This window comes from Thalassospira sp. MBR-102 (assembly GCF_040549275.1).
Lineage (GTDB): Bacteria > Pseudomonadota > Alphaproteobacteria > Rhodospirillales > Thalassospiraceae > Thalassospira > Thalassospira xiamenensis.
Map to the genome: position 1 here is coordinate 128515 of NZ_JBEPTC010000015.1, position 13223 is coordinate 141737.

The 13223-nt window shown below is 54.8% G+C and carries 14 protein-coding genes; 9 read left to right on the plus strand and 5 right to left on the minus strand.

The features are described from left to right. The first annotated feature begins 24 nt into the window (after positions 1 to 24). Positions 25 to 597, plus strand: coding sequence for a helix-turn-helix domain-containing protein (locus ABIE64_RS20665; RefSeq protein WP_354378470.1), 573 nt, complete (start codon positions 25 to 27; stop codon positions 595 to 597). A 19-nt stretch (positions 598 to 616) separates the two neighbouring features. On the opposite strand, the gene ABIE64_RS20670 is transcribed toward ABIE64_RS20665, so the two are convergent. Then, the gene (locus tag ABIE64_RS20670) at positions 617 to 1558 is read right to left on the minus strand and encodes an AraC family transcriptional regulator (RefSeq protein ID WP_354378471.1); all 942 of its coding nucleotides are present in this window, start codon (positions 1556 to 1558) and stop codon (positions 617 to 619) included. A gap of 126 nt (positions 1559 to 1684) precedes the next feature. On the opposite strand from ABIE64_RS20670, the gene ABIE64_RS20675 reads away from it, so the two are divergent. After that, positions 1685 to 2893 carry an MFS transporter gene (locus ABIE64_RS20675; RefSeq protein ID WP_354378472.1) on the plus strand — a complete coding sequence of 403 codons (1209 nt, stop codon included), beginning with the start codon at positions 1685 to 1687 and terminating at the stop codon, positions 2891 to 2893. A 241-nt stretch (positions 2894 to 3134) separates the two neighbouring features. On the opposite strand, the gene ABIE64_RS20680 is transcribed toward ABIE64_RS20675, so the two are convergent. Continuing rightward, on the minus strand, positions 3135 to 4013 hold the full coding sequence (locus ABIE64_RS20680) for a LysR family transcriptional regulator (protein ID WP_354378473.1): 879 nt from the start codon (positions 4011 to 4013) through the stop codon (positions 3135 to 3137). A gap of 117 nt (positions 4014 to 4130) precedes the next feature. Here ABIE64_RS20680 and ABIE64_RS20685 point away from each other — a divergent pair, with 117 nt between their 5' ends. From ABIE64_RS20685 to ABIE64_RS20705, 5 genes are all read left to right on the plus strand, one after another. Beyond that, positions 4131 to 4772 (plus strand): glutathione S-transferase family protein, encoded by a 642-nt coding sequence (locus ABIE64_RS20685; RefSeq protein ID WP_354378475.1) that lies wholly within the window; start codon positions 4131 to 4133, stop codon positions 4770 to 4772. A 53-nt stretch (positions 4773 to 4825) separates the two neighbouring features. Continuing rightward, positions 4826 to 5596 (plus strand): enoyl-CoA hydratase/isomerase family protein, encoded by a 771-nt coding sequence (locus ABIE64_RS20690; protein ID WP_354378476.1) that lies wholly within the window; start codon positions 4826 to 4828, stop codon positions 5594 to 5596. A 63-nt stretch (positions 5597 to 5659) separates the two neighbouring features. After that, positions 5660 to 6334 (plus strand): peroxiredoxin-like family protein, encoded by a 675-nt coding sequence (locus ABIE64_RS20695; protein WP_114110020.1) that lies wholly within the window; start codon positions 5660 to 5662, stop codon positions 6332 to 6334. Positions 6335 to 6431: 97 nt separating this feature from the next. Further along, a complete protein-coding gene (locus ABIE64_RS20700; protein ID WP_354378477.1) occupies positions 6432 to 7145 on the plus strand; it encodes an SDR family oxidoreductase in 714 nt (237 codons plus the stop codon). After that, entirely contained in the window at positions 7105 to 7983 is an 879-nt protein-coding gene (locus tag ABIE64_RS20705) for an SDR family NAD(P)-dependent oxidoreductase (RefSeq protein WP_354378478.1), read from the plus strand. The genes ABIE64_RS20700 and ABIE64_RS20705 overlap by 41 nt, the downstream gene beginning before the upstream one ends. A gap of 351 nt (positions 7984 to 8334) precedes the next feature. Here ABIE64_RS20705 and folD read toward each other — a convergent pair whose 3' ends face one another. Continuing rightward, entirely contained in the window at positions 8335 to 9213 is an 879-nt protein-coding gene (gene folD / locus ABIE64_RS20710) for a bifunctional methylenetetrahydrofolate dehydrogenase/methenyltetrahydrofolate cyclohydrolase FolD (protein ID WP_354378479.1), read from the minus strand. 18 nt (positions 9214 to 9231) lie between these two features. Between folD and ABIE64_RS20715 the strand changes: the two genes are divergently transcribed. Next, on the plus strand, positions 9232 to 11961 hold the full coding sequence (locus tag ABIE64_RS20715) for an AAA family ATPase (RefSeq protein ID WP_354378480.1): 2730 nt from the start codon (positions 9232 to 9234) through the stop codon (positions 11959 to 11961). A gap of 26 nt (positions 11962 to 11987) precedes the next feature. On the opposite strand, the gene ABIE64_RS20720 is transcribed toward ABIE64_RS20715, so the two are convergent. Together ABIE64_RS20720 and ABIE64_RS20725 are read right to left on the minus strand one after the other, a co-directional pair. Beyond that, the gene (locus ABIE64_RS20720; protein WP_354378481.1) at positions 11988 to 12242 is read right to left on the minus strand and encodes a Txe/YoeB family addiction module toxin; all 255 of its coding nucleotides are present in this window, start codon (positions 12240 to 12242) and stop codon (positions 11988 to 11990) included. Further along, the gene (locus ABIE64_RS20725; protein ID WP_354378482.1) at positions 12239 to 12493 is read right to left on the minus strand and encodes a type II toxin-antitoxin system Phd/YefM family antitoxin; all 255 of its coding nucleotides are present in this window, start codon (positions 12491 to 12493) and stop codon (positions 12239 to 12241) included. The genes ABIE64_RS20720 and ABIE64_RS20725 overlap by 4 nt, the downstream gene beginning before the upstream one ends. A gap of 290 nt (positions 12494 to 12783) precedes the next feature. Here ABIE64_RS20725 and ABIE64_RS20730 point away from each other — a divergent pair, with 290 nt between their 5' ends. Next, on the plus strand, positions 12784 to 13158 hold the full coding sequence (locus ABIE64_RS20730) for a helix-turn-helix transcriptional regulator (protein WP_354378483.1): 375 nt from the start codon (positions 12784 to 12786) through the stop codon (positions 13156 to 13158). Positions 13159 to 13223: the final 65 nt, after the last annotated feature.

Sequence of the window (13223 nt, forward strand, 5' to 3'; positions counted from 1 at the left end):
ATTTTACGGAAAATAAAAATCACCATGATCACTATAGAAGACGAAACCACCGCCACCCTTGCTGCCCGGCTTAAGCGCGAACGCGAAATCCGCGGCTGGTCCCTGGGTCAATTCGCCGATAAATCCGGCGTCTCCAAGGCCATGATCAGCAAGATCGAACGCGGCGAAGCCAGCCCGACGGCAACGGTTCTCGGGCGGCTTTCCGGGGCCCTGTCGCTTACGGTTTCGGCATTGCTCTCGTCGGCAAGCCCCGTCCATCATGGTGTACGGAAACACGCAAAGCAGCCATTATGGTCGGATCCCGAAACCGGCTATAACCGCCGTCAGGTGCTATCGGGGCAGAAAATCCCGCTCGAACTTGTCGAAGTCACCCTGCCACCCGGCAAACAGGTCACCATGCCCGCCTCCGCATACAGCTTCATTCAGCAGGCCATCTGGGTGCTTGAGGGAACATTGCTGTTTCACGAAGGCGACAGGGTGCATCACCTCGACACGGGCGATAGCCTTGAACTCGGCCCGCCGCAAGATTGCATATTTGAAAATAAAAGCCCCGAAAACTGCCGCTATCTGGTCGCCGTCGTGCGCAACTCGTACTGACGATAAACCGCGCGGCTGGCTATGCCGCCCGCATGGTGCCCGGTGATTTGCCCGTCGTGCGTTTGAACGCGCGGCTGAATGCCGCCTGAGAGCCATAGCCAAGCCGCTCCGCCACCACATCAATCGCCATGCGATCACGTGTGATCCACTGGCTGGCAAGCCGCATGCGAAGCTCGGTGACATAACGAAGCGGCGTCACCCCGGTGACATCAAGGAACCGTTCGGCAAAGACCGACCGCGAACTGCCCATTTCCGATGCCATCGCCTCGACGGTCCAGTTGCGGCCCGGATCGCGATGGATGGCGGCAATCACGCGGCCCATGCGCGGGTCGCGCAAGGCCTCGACCCAGCCTTGCGCATCACCACATCCGCATTCGACCCAGTCACGCACGATTGATGCCGATACCACATCGGCAAGCCGGGTCAGGATCCCGGCAAAACCGGCACGCTCGGTCGAAACTTCGCGCGCCATGGCTTCTAACACCGGCAAAAGTTCGGGGTTTCGATCAATCAGGGTGCCGACCTGCATCACCTCGGGCATCATGCTGACCAGCGGATGCATCCCGCCAAGGTCAAATTCCATGCAGCCGCTGAAAATAAGCGTATCGGTGCTGCGGCACTGCTCCGCCTTGCAGGCATGAATATCATCCACCCGGCGGCAGATCGTCGTCACACTGTAATCGGTCACGTCAAGGCACGGGATGGACGGATCAGACAGCAGCGCATGAATGCCCCCGCGCGGCAAAAGCACCGCATCACCGGCCTCAAGCGTATGGACAACCCCGCTATCGGTGCGCAGGTAAACCCGCCCGCGCGCGATGAAATGAAACTGCGCGCGCGTCGGGTCCTCGCCAAATCGCACGCCAAAGGGCGGGGAAATCTGGATGCGGTTGTAATGCAGCCCGTCAAGCCGCATGCCGAGCAAAAGCTCGCTGATCAGGTCACTGGAAAGCATCTGCATGTCATCCGTTCCGGTGTTTTTTTCGGACGATTGATCAATAATCAAGGAGAAACTGGCATAGCCCGTCCGGCACGTCCACTCTATTCTGTTTGCAATGCACAAACACTCTATCCGAGAGGACATTCGATGACTGAGACAGTAAATAAGCCCACGGCCGCTGCTGCGCAAGGCGCGCCGGCCTGGTGGGCGGTTATTTCCATGACATTGGGGGTTTTCGGGCTGGTCACCGCCGAATTCCTGCCCGTAAGCCTGCTGACCCCGATGGCCGATGATCTGCAGATTACCGAAGGCCTCGCCGGTCAGGCGATGTCAACCACCGCCATTCTGGCCCTGATCACAAGCCTTCTGACCGCAACCGTAACCCGCAGCATCGACCGCCGCTATGTCCTGCTGGGCTTTTCGGTGCTTCTGACCATCTCCAACATCATGGTCGCCACCGCACCAAGTTTCGCGGTGCTGCTGGCCGGTCGTGTGCTGCTGGGGATCGCACTTGGCGGTTTCTGGACCATGTCGGCCGCCACCGTCATGCGCCTTGTGCCGGAAAAAAGCATTCCGCGTGCGCTCTCCATCCTGTTTAGCGGCGTTTCGGCTGCCACCATCTTTGCCGCCCCGCTCGGAAGCTATCTTGGCGATGTGATCGGCTGGCGCGATGTGTTCCTGCTCGCTTCCCTGCTCGGTGTGCTCGCCCTTGTCGTGCAGTTCCTGACCCTGCCGAAAATGCCGCCGCGGGGCCGGGCAACGCTGCGGACATTGGTCGAGGTCATCAGCCGCCCGCGCATGAAATTCGGCCTGTTTTCGCTCGTCCTGATCATTACCGGCCATTTCGCGCTGTTCACCTATGTCCGGCCGTTCCTTGAAAACATCACCGGCGTTGCCACGGCGGGTGTTTCGGGCATTCTGCTGGGCTTTGGTCTTGCCAATTTCATCGGCACCTATGTCGGCGGCGCGCTGGTTGCGCGGTCGCTGCGCATGACGATTGCCCTGATGCCGATGGTCATCGGCCTGGCCGGGATCGGCATGGTCACCATTCAGGGCGCGATTGTCCCGACCACCGTTCTTGTCGCGATCTGGGGCATGGCCTTTGGCGGCGTTCCGGTCGCATGGTCCACCTGGATCACGCGCACCGTGCCGGACGAAGCCGAAAGCGGCGGCGGCCTTTTCGTCGCAGCTTTCCAGTTTGCCATTGCCACCGGTTCCGGCGTTGGCGGCCTTCTGTTTGACGCCAGCGGCGCGCTGGGCGTCTTTACCATCGCCGGCATGTTGCTTGTCGGTGCATCGATCATCGTCACACTGGGCCTGCGGACCGCCCCTGTTCCCGCAACCGAACAGGGATAATAGGGATAACAGGCATCGCCCCACCCCCACCCTGATGCTTGACGCGCAGACCCAGCACCCCGGCAGCTCCCCTGACTGCCGGGGTTTTCTTTATGCAGCCACTCACAACCGGCACAGCACACCAGCCTCGCCCGCCTTCCAAAAGAACACCCGATTCAATTTCTTGAACCGGGATACTTCTAAAGTTTCCTATTGGAAAACAGGCTTTTAACTTTCGCCATAAAGTGACACGCCGTCTCACTCATTCCTTGACCAAAGCTTCGACAAAGGAGGCAAATGCCTTTGCCTTGGCACTCGCCAATCGGCCGGTCGGAAAAACGGCCCACAGATCAACTGGCGGCAACTCCCAATCGGTCAGGACACGACGAACGGCACCACTTTCCAGCTCGGGCGCAAACATCCAATCGGAGTTCACCGTCAACCCCATATGGGCAAGCACTGATGCCCGAATACCTTCGGCAGCACTGAGACGCACCCGACCGCTTACCGCAACCGATGCCTCTGCACCGGCTTTGTGAAACGTCCAACTGTTGGCTAACTGGCTGTAGATAATTGCCTCATGGGCCGCAAGGTCCGCAGGTACTGAAGGAGTGCCCGCCCGCTCCAGATATTCAGGCGTTGCCATCACAGACCTTCGACCTCGTCCAATCCTTCTTGCGACGGCAGACGAGTCCGCGAGTTGCCCCATACGCAGTGCTAGATCGATCCCCTCGGCAACAAGGTCGATAGCCCGATCATCAAGAAGAATGTCGATTTCCAGTTCGGGATGCTCGGCAAGAAACCGGGGCAGTTGCGGCACAATCAAAAGCCGCGCAAAGGTCGTCGCGGCAGAAACCCTTAACCGCCCCGAAAGCCCCGCCCCTTCGCCGCGGGCCTCCAGTTCGGCTTCCTCTGCCTCGCGGATCGCCGACTTCGCCCTCTCGTAAAATCGAAGGCCCGCATCGGTTGGTGTCAAACCGTGCGTCGAACGAATGAGCAAGCGTACCTGAAGCCGGTCCTCCAGCCCCGCAATCGCTTTGGATATCGCGGGTTGCCCAACCCCTACCAGCCTCGCCGCCGCTGAAAATGACCCCGTTTCGACCACTCTGACGAAGGTCGACATTGCCTGTAAACGATCCATCCCACCCATTCCTTTCAGGAATAACCAATATCACCTCAAGCCGACTGCCACAATCCATTCGGAATATCAATAATGATCCTTAACAGGACAAAATCACACTCGACAAAGGAAACCAGCATGTTCACGGTCTACGCATTTGCCACCCCCAATAGCGTCAAGGTTCCAATTGCCCTTGAAGAAATGGGACTTTCTTACGAGCTTAAATCCGTAAATGTTCGCGAAGGCGAACAAAAGCAGGCTGACTTCCTCGCCCTCAATGCCAACGGCAAAGTGCCTGTTCTGGTCGACGCCGACCATGCCGACAACGCAGCACCGTTCATCCTGACCGAAAGTGCTGCCATTCTCGTCTACCTTGCTGAAAAGACGGGAACGCTGTTACCGCTAGAATCTGCCGCTCGGGCCAGAGTTTTCGAACAACTCTTCTTCCACGCCTCTGGCTTAAGTCCGGCATTTGGTAATGCCGGTTTCTTCAAGCGCTCCTCACCTGAACCTCAACCAATTGCAGAAGAACGGTTTTCAACTGAAGCCGAGCGCATTCTGGGTCTTATCGAACACACACTCTCCGAGCAGCGCTTTATCGCTGGCAACAGCTTCTCCATCGCCGACATCGCCCATTTTGGCTGGCTGTGGCGCAGGCAGTTTCCCGGCGTAACACTGGACGACAAACCCAGCCTTTCCCGATGGTACGACGAAATCGCGGCGCGCCCCGCGGTCGAACGTGCAATCGCGCGCACCGAAGCCCTCATTCCCGCCACCTGATCCATCCTGCCCAACACATCCCCAAACCTGATTCGCTCAAAAGGAGCAAAACCATGTCACGTTTCGATAGCTACAAAAATTCATTCGCAAATGCCGAACTGACCCGTTCTGAAACCGGCGTCCTCGAAGTCCGCTTCCATACCAATGGCGACAAGCTGATTTTTAACGGCCACACCCACGAACAGTTCGTGGATCTTTTTCATCAGATCGGCGCTGATCGCGACAATCGCGTCGTCATTCTGACCGGTTCGGGCGACGCCTTTATGGACGCCATTGACCCCGAAGGCTTCGATTTCTTCACGCCGCGCGGCTATGACAAAATCCTTCGCGAAGGCAAAAAGGTGCTGATGAATATCCTGGATATCGAGGTCCCGATGATCACGGCACTTAACGGTCCGGTCCTGCTGCACAGCGAATACGCCCTGCTGACAGACATCATCCTTGCAACACCCGATACGGTCTTTCAGGACAAGCCACATTTCGATTTTGGCATCGTTCCCGGTGATGGCGTCAATCTGCTTTGGCCCGAAGTCATTGGCAGCATCCGCGGACGCCATTTCATCCTGACCCGCCAGATACTTGACGCACAGACAGCAAAAGACTGGGGGGCCGTCAACGAAATCGTACCGGCCAACAACCTTCTGACGCGCGCCCATGAAATCGCCGAAGGCATTGCCGCTCTTCCACCCCTGACCAGCAGCTACACCCGCATCGCCCTGACGCAGAAACTGCGCCGCATCATCGACGAGGGTGCCGGTTACGGCCTTGCGCTCGAAGGCATCAGTGCTGCCGAAATTGCCCGTTCAATGGCCGAAAACGCTTAACGCACCGCAGCAAACCAAATCAACTCGCTCGGACAATCAACCAATTCCACAAGGATCAAAATCATGTCTCTTCAAGCACAACTGGATGGATTCAAGGCTGACTTCGAAGCCGGAAAGCCCCCATATAATGCACCGGCCTCTGTCATCGAAACCATGCACCGGGCAACAGCAGAACTGATCGCATCCGGCGCAGCAGAGAACGCCCTTAAGGCCGGGGATAAAATCCCCGCCTTCACCCTCTCCGACCCGGATGGCACAAAGGTCTCCTCTGCCGCCCTTCTCGCAAAAGGCCCGCTGGTCATCAGTTTCTACCGCGGCGTCTGGTGCCCATACTGCAACATGGAACTTCAGGCACTCGAAGCAACACAGCCGGAATTCAAGGCCCTTGGCGCCAGCCTGGTTGCCATCTCGCCGCAAAACCCGGTCAATAGCCGGAAATCCGTCCGCCAAAACGCGCTGTCATTCCCGATCCTGTCAGACACCCACAACGACGTCGCCGCTGCCTTTGGCATCCGTTTTGAAATGCCGGACTATCTGGTTGATCTCTACAAATCCATGAAGAACGACCTTCCGGCCTTTAACGGTGACGATAGCTGGACACTGCCAATGCCATCGCGCTTCGTCGTCGGTCAGGACGGCACCATCCTCTATGCCGAAGTCAATCCCGACTATACCCGCCGACCGGAACCATCCGACATGCTCCCCGCACTTCGCCGCGCCCAAGGCCTGACCGTCTAACCCTGATAACGCTGCCCACCCCCAAAACACCGCTAAATCGCCTGTTCGAGGCACCGTCGTCTCGAACAGGTGACCAGCACCACCAAAGGAATGCACCATGCAACGTACAATCCTCATTACCGGTGCCAGCAAGGGCATCGGATTGGCACTTTCCAAACGCCTTGTAAATATTGGCCATCGGGTGATCGGTGTCGCACGAAAAAAGACCGATGACTTTCCCGGTGAACTTCATGCTCTGGATATGGGCGATACGACATCCGCCCATGCGCTTGCCGAACTCGTTCAGGAAAATCAGGTTGACGGCATCGTGAACAATGTCGGGCTGGTTGGCGCGGCACCACTTGGTGAAATCGATGTGGCGACACTTGACGAAGTGATGCGGGTCAACCTCCATCCCGCGCTTATTGCCGCTCAGGCCGCCCTTCCATACATGAAGTCGCAGAACTGGGGGCGGATCATCAATGTCTCAAGCCTCACCGTGCTGGGCAGTGTTGAACGCACAGCCTACGCCGCAGCAAAAGCAGCCCTCGTAAGCTTCACACGAGGCTGGGCGCTGGAACTTGCGCAAACCGGCATTACCGTGAACGCGGTATCGCCGGGGCCGACAGAAACGGAACTGTTTCGGGAAAACAACCCACCGGGCAGCCCCGGTGAAAGCCGCTACCTTGCTGCGGTGCCAATGCGCCGCTTTGGCAAACCCGACGAAATCGCGGCCGTCATGGCATTTCTGCTCTCGGACGACGCAGCCTTCATAACAGGGCAGACCATCCATGTCGACGGCGGTGCTTCAATCGGCAAAGCCTCATTTTAAACCACCTTGCACCTCAGTGCGGAGCCCCCCCATGAACATTAAAGGCAAAAAGATCGCCGTCACTGGCGCCTCAAGCGGCATCGGCCAAGCTTTGGCCAATGCCCTTGCAAAGAATGGTGCTGAAGTCCTCATAATCGGCCGACGCGAAATGGCCGCCGCAGATACAGCAGCCCGCATCAGCAATGCAGGCGGGATCGCACATTTCATCGCCGCCGACATAACAACAGCCGAAGGACGCGCAAACACCTTGGCGGCAATCAAGGATAAACTCGGCGGTTTGGACATGCTCGTCAACAACGCTGGCGGCGTGCGGGGCGGGCGGCTCGAAGATATCACCGAGCCCGAGCTGATGCAGATGGTTGCGGTGAACCTCACCGCACCAATTCTTCTCACCCGCGCAGCACTCCCCCTTCTCCGCAAAAGCGGGGATGCGGCTATCGTCAATGTCTCATCCGGTCTCGGCCTTGTCGGCGTACCGTTCTATGCCACTTACGCGGCAACGAAAGCGGGCGTTGCGATGTTTGGCGAGGCTCTTCGCCGTGAATTGAAGGGCGAAGGCATCGGTGTCATGACTGTTTTTCCGGTGGCAACCGATACAGCGATGATGCAAAGCAACAACGCAGGCCCCGAACTCGGTTTTAACAAGGAACCGGTCGACGCGGTTGTCGCGGCAATTCTGAACGGGATTGAACAGGATCAATTGGAAGTCATTCGGGGCGGTGATGCCCGCTTACAGATGATCGCCCTGAATAGAACAAACCCGACCGCACTCGACGACCGTTTTCAAACCCTGAAACCAGCACTTTTGAAAGCTGTAAAAGATCATAGTGCACTCTAAAACAGGCGACGGACCGCAGGCGAGGTAACCACCTAACCTCCCCAAAAACAAAACCCCGGCCCAATAACTTGAGCCGGGGCACGAAGTGCTCTGGAGGGAGACGGGGCTTTTATCGCGGCCCCTTGGTAAAACCCTGATATCCCTTGGGCGTCAGATAGATCAGATCAATCCGGGCTCAAGCTCACGCAATGCTAACCGATAGGCTGCAACGCTTTGCTCCAATCCGGAAGAAAGGGCCGTTTTCGACCCTAACTCATGGATTAACGTCTGCACCCCTTCGGGCAAAACCGACTGCCGCCGATGGGTAAACAAATCCGGATATGTTTTAACCTTTACCAACGAACCCGCCTTCTAACCGAACCTACCCGTTTTAACGGCCAGCTTTTCCGCCGCCTCAACCGTCTGCGCAATCAGGGTCGCGATTGTCATCGGCCCCACCCCTCCGGGAACCGGCGTATAGGCGGAACATTTGTCGATCACGGCACTCAATTCGATATCGCCAATGCCGCCCTGATGATACCCCGCATCCACAACAACCGCCCCGTCCTTGATCCACTCACCCTTGATGAATTCGGGGCGTCCGACCGCACCAACAACGATATCCGCCGTTTTGACGATTTCCGAAAGGTTCTGCGTTTTCGAATGGCAAATCGTCACGGTCGCATTGGCATTCAGCAACATCATCGCAACCGGCTTGCCCAGAATGGGGCTGCGGCCAATCACCACCGCATGTTTGCCTTCAACCGGCACCCTGTAATGACTTAACAACCGCATGATCCCGGCGGGTGTCGCCGATCCATAGGCCGCCTCGCCCATCGACATCCGGCCAAAGCCCAGCACCGTGACACCATCCACATCCTTCGCCAGATCGATATGGTTGAAACACGCACGTTCATCGATTTGCGACGGCACCGGATGTTGCAGCAAAATGCCGCAAACCCGTGGGTCTTCATTCAGTTTCGTGATTTCAGACAACAATTCTGCGGTCGTCGTTTCCTCGGGAAGCTCCACCCGACGGGATTCCAGCCCGACCCGCTCACATGCCTTGCCCTTCATCCGAACATAGGTCGCCGAAGAAGGATCACCCCCGACCAGTATCGTCGCCAAAACCGGAACCATGCCATCAAGCTTTTGCCGAAGCGCCTGAACCCGACCGGCAAGCTCCAACTCAATCTGATTGGACAGCGCCTTGCCATCGAGAATGAGGGGGGTGTTAGATTGCGATGACATGGCTGGCTGATTTCCTAAATGTCTATATCCGTAATTACAAAATCACCTAAATTAGATTATCTTCAACTTGAGCGAGTGATGTTGTTGAAGAAACAAAGGCAGAAGGTGAGTCTTATGGTTGACGCTGATTTCTTTGATAATTTAGCTGAAATGCTCAAGGGATTGAAATTACCACAGAAAACAATATGGGATGAATTAAACGAGTGGGGGCAGGCACTTGCAGACTGGCAGCGTTTTATCGTCTCACACGCGGTCCGAGATGGGACGCTTTCGCCTCAACAGATAAATGAAGCGTATCAGCTTTTCTTGCGAGACAATAAGCTTGATGACGAAAGTAAGGAGGCCCCGGAGATACCGACCTCAGTTACCGGTCGTCCTGCTACTATCGAAGCGAGCCCATTTGTACTTCAAGAGATGAGGGCTCTGAAAAATGTGAATGCTATTCCAGAAACATCTGCTCTCACATTTGGAGATGGGCTCACCGTGGTTTACGGGCACAACGGTACAGGGAAGAGTGGTTTTGCTCGCATGTTGTCTTCAGCCTGTTTCAATCGATCCAAACCTAAGATAATTCATAATATATATAATGGCAAAGCCCCAAACACCCCGGCAGGGGCGGAGTTTGTCATTGCAAAAGATGTAGGCACTCCCTATTCCGTCGCTTTTACTGCTGGGGATGAACATGCCGATCTTCAGCGCATCAGCGTCTTCGATTCTTCCGTTGCACGTATTCACTTGGCTAAAGAAAGTGAGCTTGGCTTCCAGCCAGCCGGATTTGACGTTTTTGATGAGTTGACTCGCGTTATCGAGCTTATCGTCCAGAGGCTCGAAGCGGATATTTCAGCCAAGGTAAAACCGAACAAATTCCATCAGCTTTTTACACATCAAGGCCCCGTTGCAGATCAACTGGTAAAATTGAATGGCAAAAGCGACATTGATGCTTTGAGGGCACTTGGGATGTTTGGGGAATCTGAGCAAACCCGTCTCGAAGAGGTCTCACGTCAGGAGACAGAGCTATTAAGCAATTCCCCCATCGAGACGCTTAAAATCCTCGCAGAAACAAAAATCATCATTACTGCTTTGCAGAACAAAATGAACGAGCTTGCCCGTAAATTGGGTAACGAAGCATCTAAGAAAGCACTCGGCTTGTTAGGTGAACACCAAGCTGCAACCGCCGCTGCCTTTAAAGCTGGCGGAGAAACTGTTTCACACCCAAAGCTAACTCAGACCGGCAGCCATGAATGGGATACCTTTATAGACGCAAGTCGCAAGCTAGCCCAAGCCGAACACGAAACCTATCCCGTTGAAGCAGACCCGTGTCTTTTGTGCCATCGCCCTTTGGATGAACCTTCTGCCACTCTTATCAAGCGTATGTGGGGATATTTAGACGCCGATGCACGCCAGAACGTCATCGCGATGGATGAAAAGATTAACGCTTATATTGAAGAAATGAGAGCGCTTGAGCTCGAAATCCTTCCCGCAGAAAGTCTGGTGCGTTCGAAACTGACTAAAGTCACCCCAGACCTAGTACCCGTATTGGACGGAGTTTCGTCTACCTTTATTGAGCGCAGGGACGCACTCGTAAAGACAATTGATGCAGGACAAGCTGATTGTCTTCCTGTCGGCGATTTGATTTTGCCAGCGACCGATATTCGCAACGCAATTTCAGATATCGAAGTCCAAGAGACGACGCTTAAGGATGGAAAGTTTGATGAATTAATAGCGAGGCTTAAGGCAGAGCACATTTGTCTTCAGCAGCGTCAGATTCTCGGCAACAATATCGAGGATGTCGCGTCGTTCGTTGAAGAACTTGCTTGGGTTGAAAGGGCGAAGGAGGCCAAGCCTAATACACGCTTCGTAACCGATAAGAGGCGTAATTTGTTCCAGACGCTCATTGAAGGGGCTTATAAGGAGCGGTTAGAAGAAGAATGCAGTAAGCTAGATTGCTCACTTCCCATTGAATTTCAGGCCCGCGGAAGTGCTGGAAAAACGCTCCGCGGGTTAAAGGTACAGGGCGGTCACAAGCCGGAAGACATTTTCAGTGAAGGTGAACAACGAGCACTGGCTCTTGCCGATTTCTTGACTGAAGTGAATCTTAATCCGGCGAGCGCGGCTATCGTGTTTGATGATCCTGTAACATCGCTTGATCACATGCGAAAAAAACGCATAGCCCGGCGTCTTGTTGATGAAGCGTCCAGTCGACAAGTAATCGTGTTCTCGCACGACATAGTCTTTGTGACGTCGCTGTCCCAGCTTGCTAAAGCCCGAGAGAACCTCTCGATGAATATCCACTGGGTTGAGCGAGACCACGAAGGTAAGCCAGGAGCGGTGAGGCTCAATGAGTCACCAGCAAACCACAAGGCATATTTATCGGTCCATACTGCGAGCGAATATTTGGCCAAAGCTCGAAAAGCAGGCGGACAGGAACGCGTTAGTTTAATTGAAAAAGGCGCAGATGCGCTTCGCCGAACAATAGAAGAAACGATCATACACGAGCTTTTCAATGGCACCGTTACTCGCTGGGATGAACAAATTAGGATTAGCAATCTTGGCAAAGTATTTTGGACAGATGAAATCGCCGATGCGCTACGTGATCTACATGGGAACGTATCGCGACTGATTGGAGGACATTCACACTCCGACGAATATACCGGCGGAACTCCTGATCCAGAGGATCTTGAAGATTTGATCGAGCAGGTGAAAGTCGCAAAAAAAGCTATTCGTGACGGCCAAAGAACCAAGCAATGATATTCGTATTATTCGCAACCATTCAGTCAGTAATGATATCGCGCCTGAGCGATATAAATTGCGTCATCGGTGTGCTTATAAACCAGACGATCTGTCTGGCTAATTCTCCGCGACCAATATCCCGACCAATTGTGGCGCAAGGGTTCGGGCTTTCCCGTCCCTTCGTAGGGCGTGCGCTTGATCTCTTTGATAAGGTTGTTAATCCGCGTTACCATTTTCCTGTCGGTTGCCTGCCAGTAAAGATAATCCTGCCAGGCATCCTCGCTCCAGATCAGTTTCATTCTTCGACAAGCGGTCGCTCAACGCCGTTGCCTGCTTCCAGTTCGGCAATGGACCTGTTGAGGCGATGCGCGTTGGCCGGACTTGAAAGAAGGTGCATGGTTTCCTGCATGGCATCGTAATCCGCCTTGCTGATGATCACCACGTCATCACCTGATTTCTGCGTAATATGAAAGGGTGTATGATCGGTATTCGCAGCCTTCATCAAATCTGCAAACGCCTGTCTGGCGCGGCTGTAGGGTAACACTCGCACGGCAATTCTCCTGTATCTGCCCTCAAGTCAAATGTACAACATATTGCACAATTGTACAATTGATAACTTGTCGCCGCCGGATATGTGCCCCAAAAAACAAACCCGTTTGTTTTCTTTTGTTATTTTCTTTTGCTTCCCATTTGTTATCTTTAGTATACCAAATGGAAAGGTGAGAAGGGCTATTTCCGGTTACGGGTTGGCACCTGTCGCATCATTTTTTTCAGAAGATGGCCCCATTCTCGATATTCGCGACATCGGCCCGCGCGGCAGCATTTACAGGACCTGACAACATGTTCAAACCACAGTTCATCTATCAGGACGGCGAACCGGCCTTTGTTGTTCTGCCCTATGCCGAATGGCTGGCGACCATCGATGAAGATCAGGCCGACGAAATCGCCCTGCAACAGGCGCGTGCCGCCGACGATGGCACGCGCTACCCCCAGGAAGTGGTTACCCGCCTGATGGATGGTGAATCCCCCATTCGTGTCTATCGCGAGTTTCACGAACTGACACAGGAACAGCTTGCCGAAAAGGCCGGGGTGACAAAGGTCTATATCGGGCAACTTGAACGCGGCGAACGCAATATGTCCCCGAAACTCCGGGCAAAGATTGCAGTCATCCTCGATGTTGACAACGACGATTTGACACCTTGGGCACAAGATTAAGACGATGAAACAAATAAAAGGGGACTGCCCCCTTATTCTTCTTCTTACTTAAATGACTTAAACAG

Excerpts from the sequence above, each read along its gene's own strand:
- ABIE64_RS20720 (WP_354378481.1), bottom strand. The coding sequence starts at position 12,242 with ATGAAACTGATCTGGAGCGAGGATGCCTGGCAGGATTATCTTTACTGG.
- ABIE64_RS20685 (WP_354378475.1), top strand. The coding sequence starts at position 4,131 with ATGTTCACGGTCTACGCATTTGCCACCCCCAATAGCGTCAAGGTTCCA.
- ABIE64_RS20680 (WP_354378473.1), bottom strand. The coding sequence starts at position 4,013 with ATGGATCGTTTACAGGCAATGTCGACCTTCGTCAGAGTGGTCGAAACG.
- ABIE64_RS20730 (WP_354378483.1), top strand. The coding sequence starts at position 12,784 with ATGTTCAAACCACAGTTCATCTATCAGGACGGCGAACCGGCCTTTGTT.
- ABIE64_RS20695 (WP_114110020.1), top strand. The coding sequence starts at position 5,660 with ATGTCTCTTCAAGCACAACTGGATGGATTCAAGGCTGACTTCGAAGCC.
- ABIE64_RS20690 (WP_354378476.1), top strand. The coding sequence starts at position 4,826 with ATGTCACGTTTCGATAGCTACAAAAATTCATTCGCAAATGCCGAACTG.
- ABIE64_RS20715 (WP_354378480.1), top strand. The coding sequence starts at position 9,232 with ATGTCTATATCCGTAATTACAAAATCACCTAAATTAGATTATCTTCAA.
- folD (WP_354378479.1), bottom strand. The coding sequence starts at position 9,213 with ATGTCATCGCAATCTAACACCCCCCTCATTCTCGATGGCAAGGCGCTG.
- ABIE64_RS20705 (WP_354378478.1), top strand. The coding sequence starts at position 7,105 with ATGTCGACGGCGGTGCTTCAATCGGCAAAGCCTCATTTTAAACCACCT.
- ABIE64_RS20700 (WP_354378477.1), top strand. The coding sequence starts at position 6,432 with ATGCAACGTACAATCCTCATTACCGGTGCCAGCAAGGGCATCGGATTG.
- ABIE64_RS20665 (WP_354378470.1), top strand. The coding sequence starts at position 25 with ATGATCACTATAGAAGACGAAACCACCGCCACCCTTGCTGCCCGGCTT.
- ABIE64_RS20675 (WP_354378472.1), top strand. The coding sequence starts at position 1,685 with ATGACTGAGACAGTAAATAAGCCCACGGCCGCTGCTGCGCAAGGCGCG.
- ABIE64_RS20670 (WP_354378471.1), bottom strand. The coding sequence starts at position 1,558 with ATGCAGATGCTTTCCAGTGACCTGATCAGCGAGCTTTTGCTCGGCATG.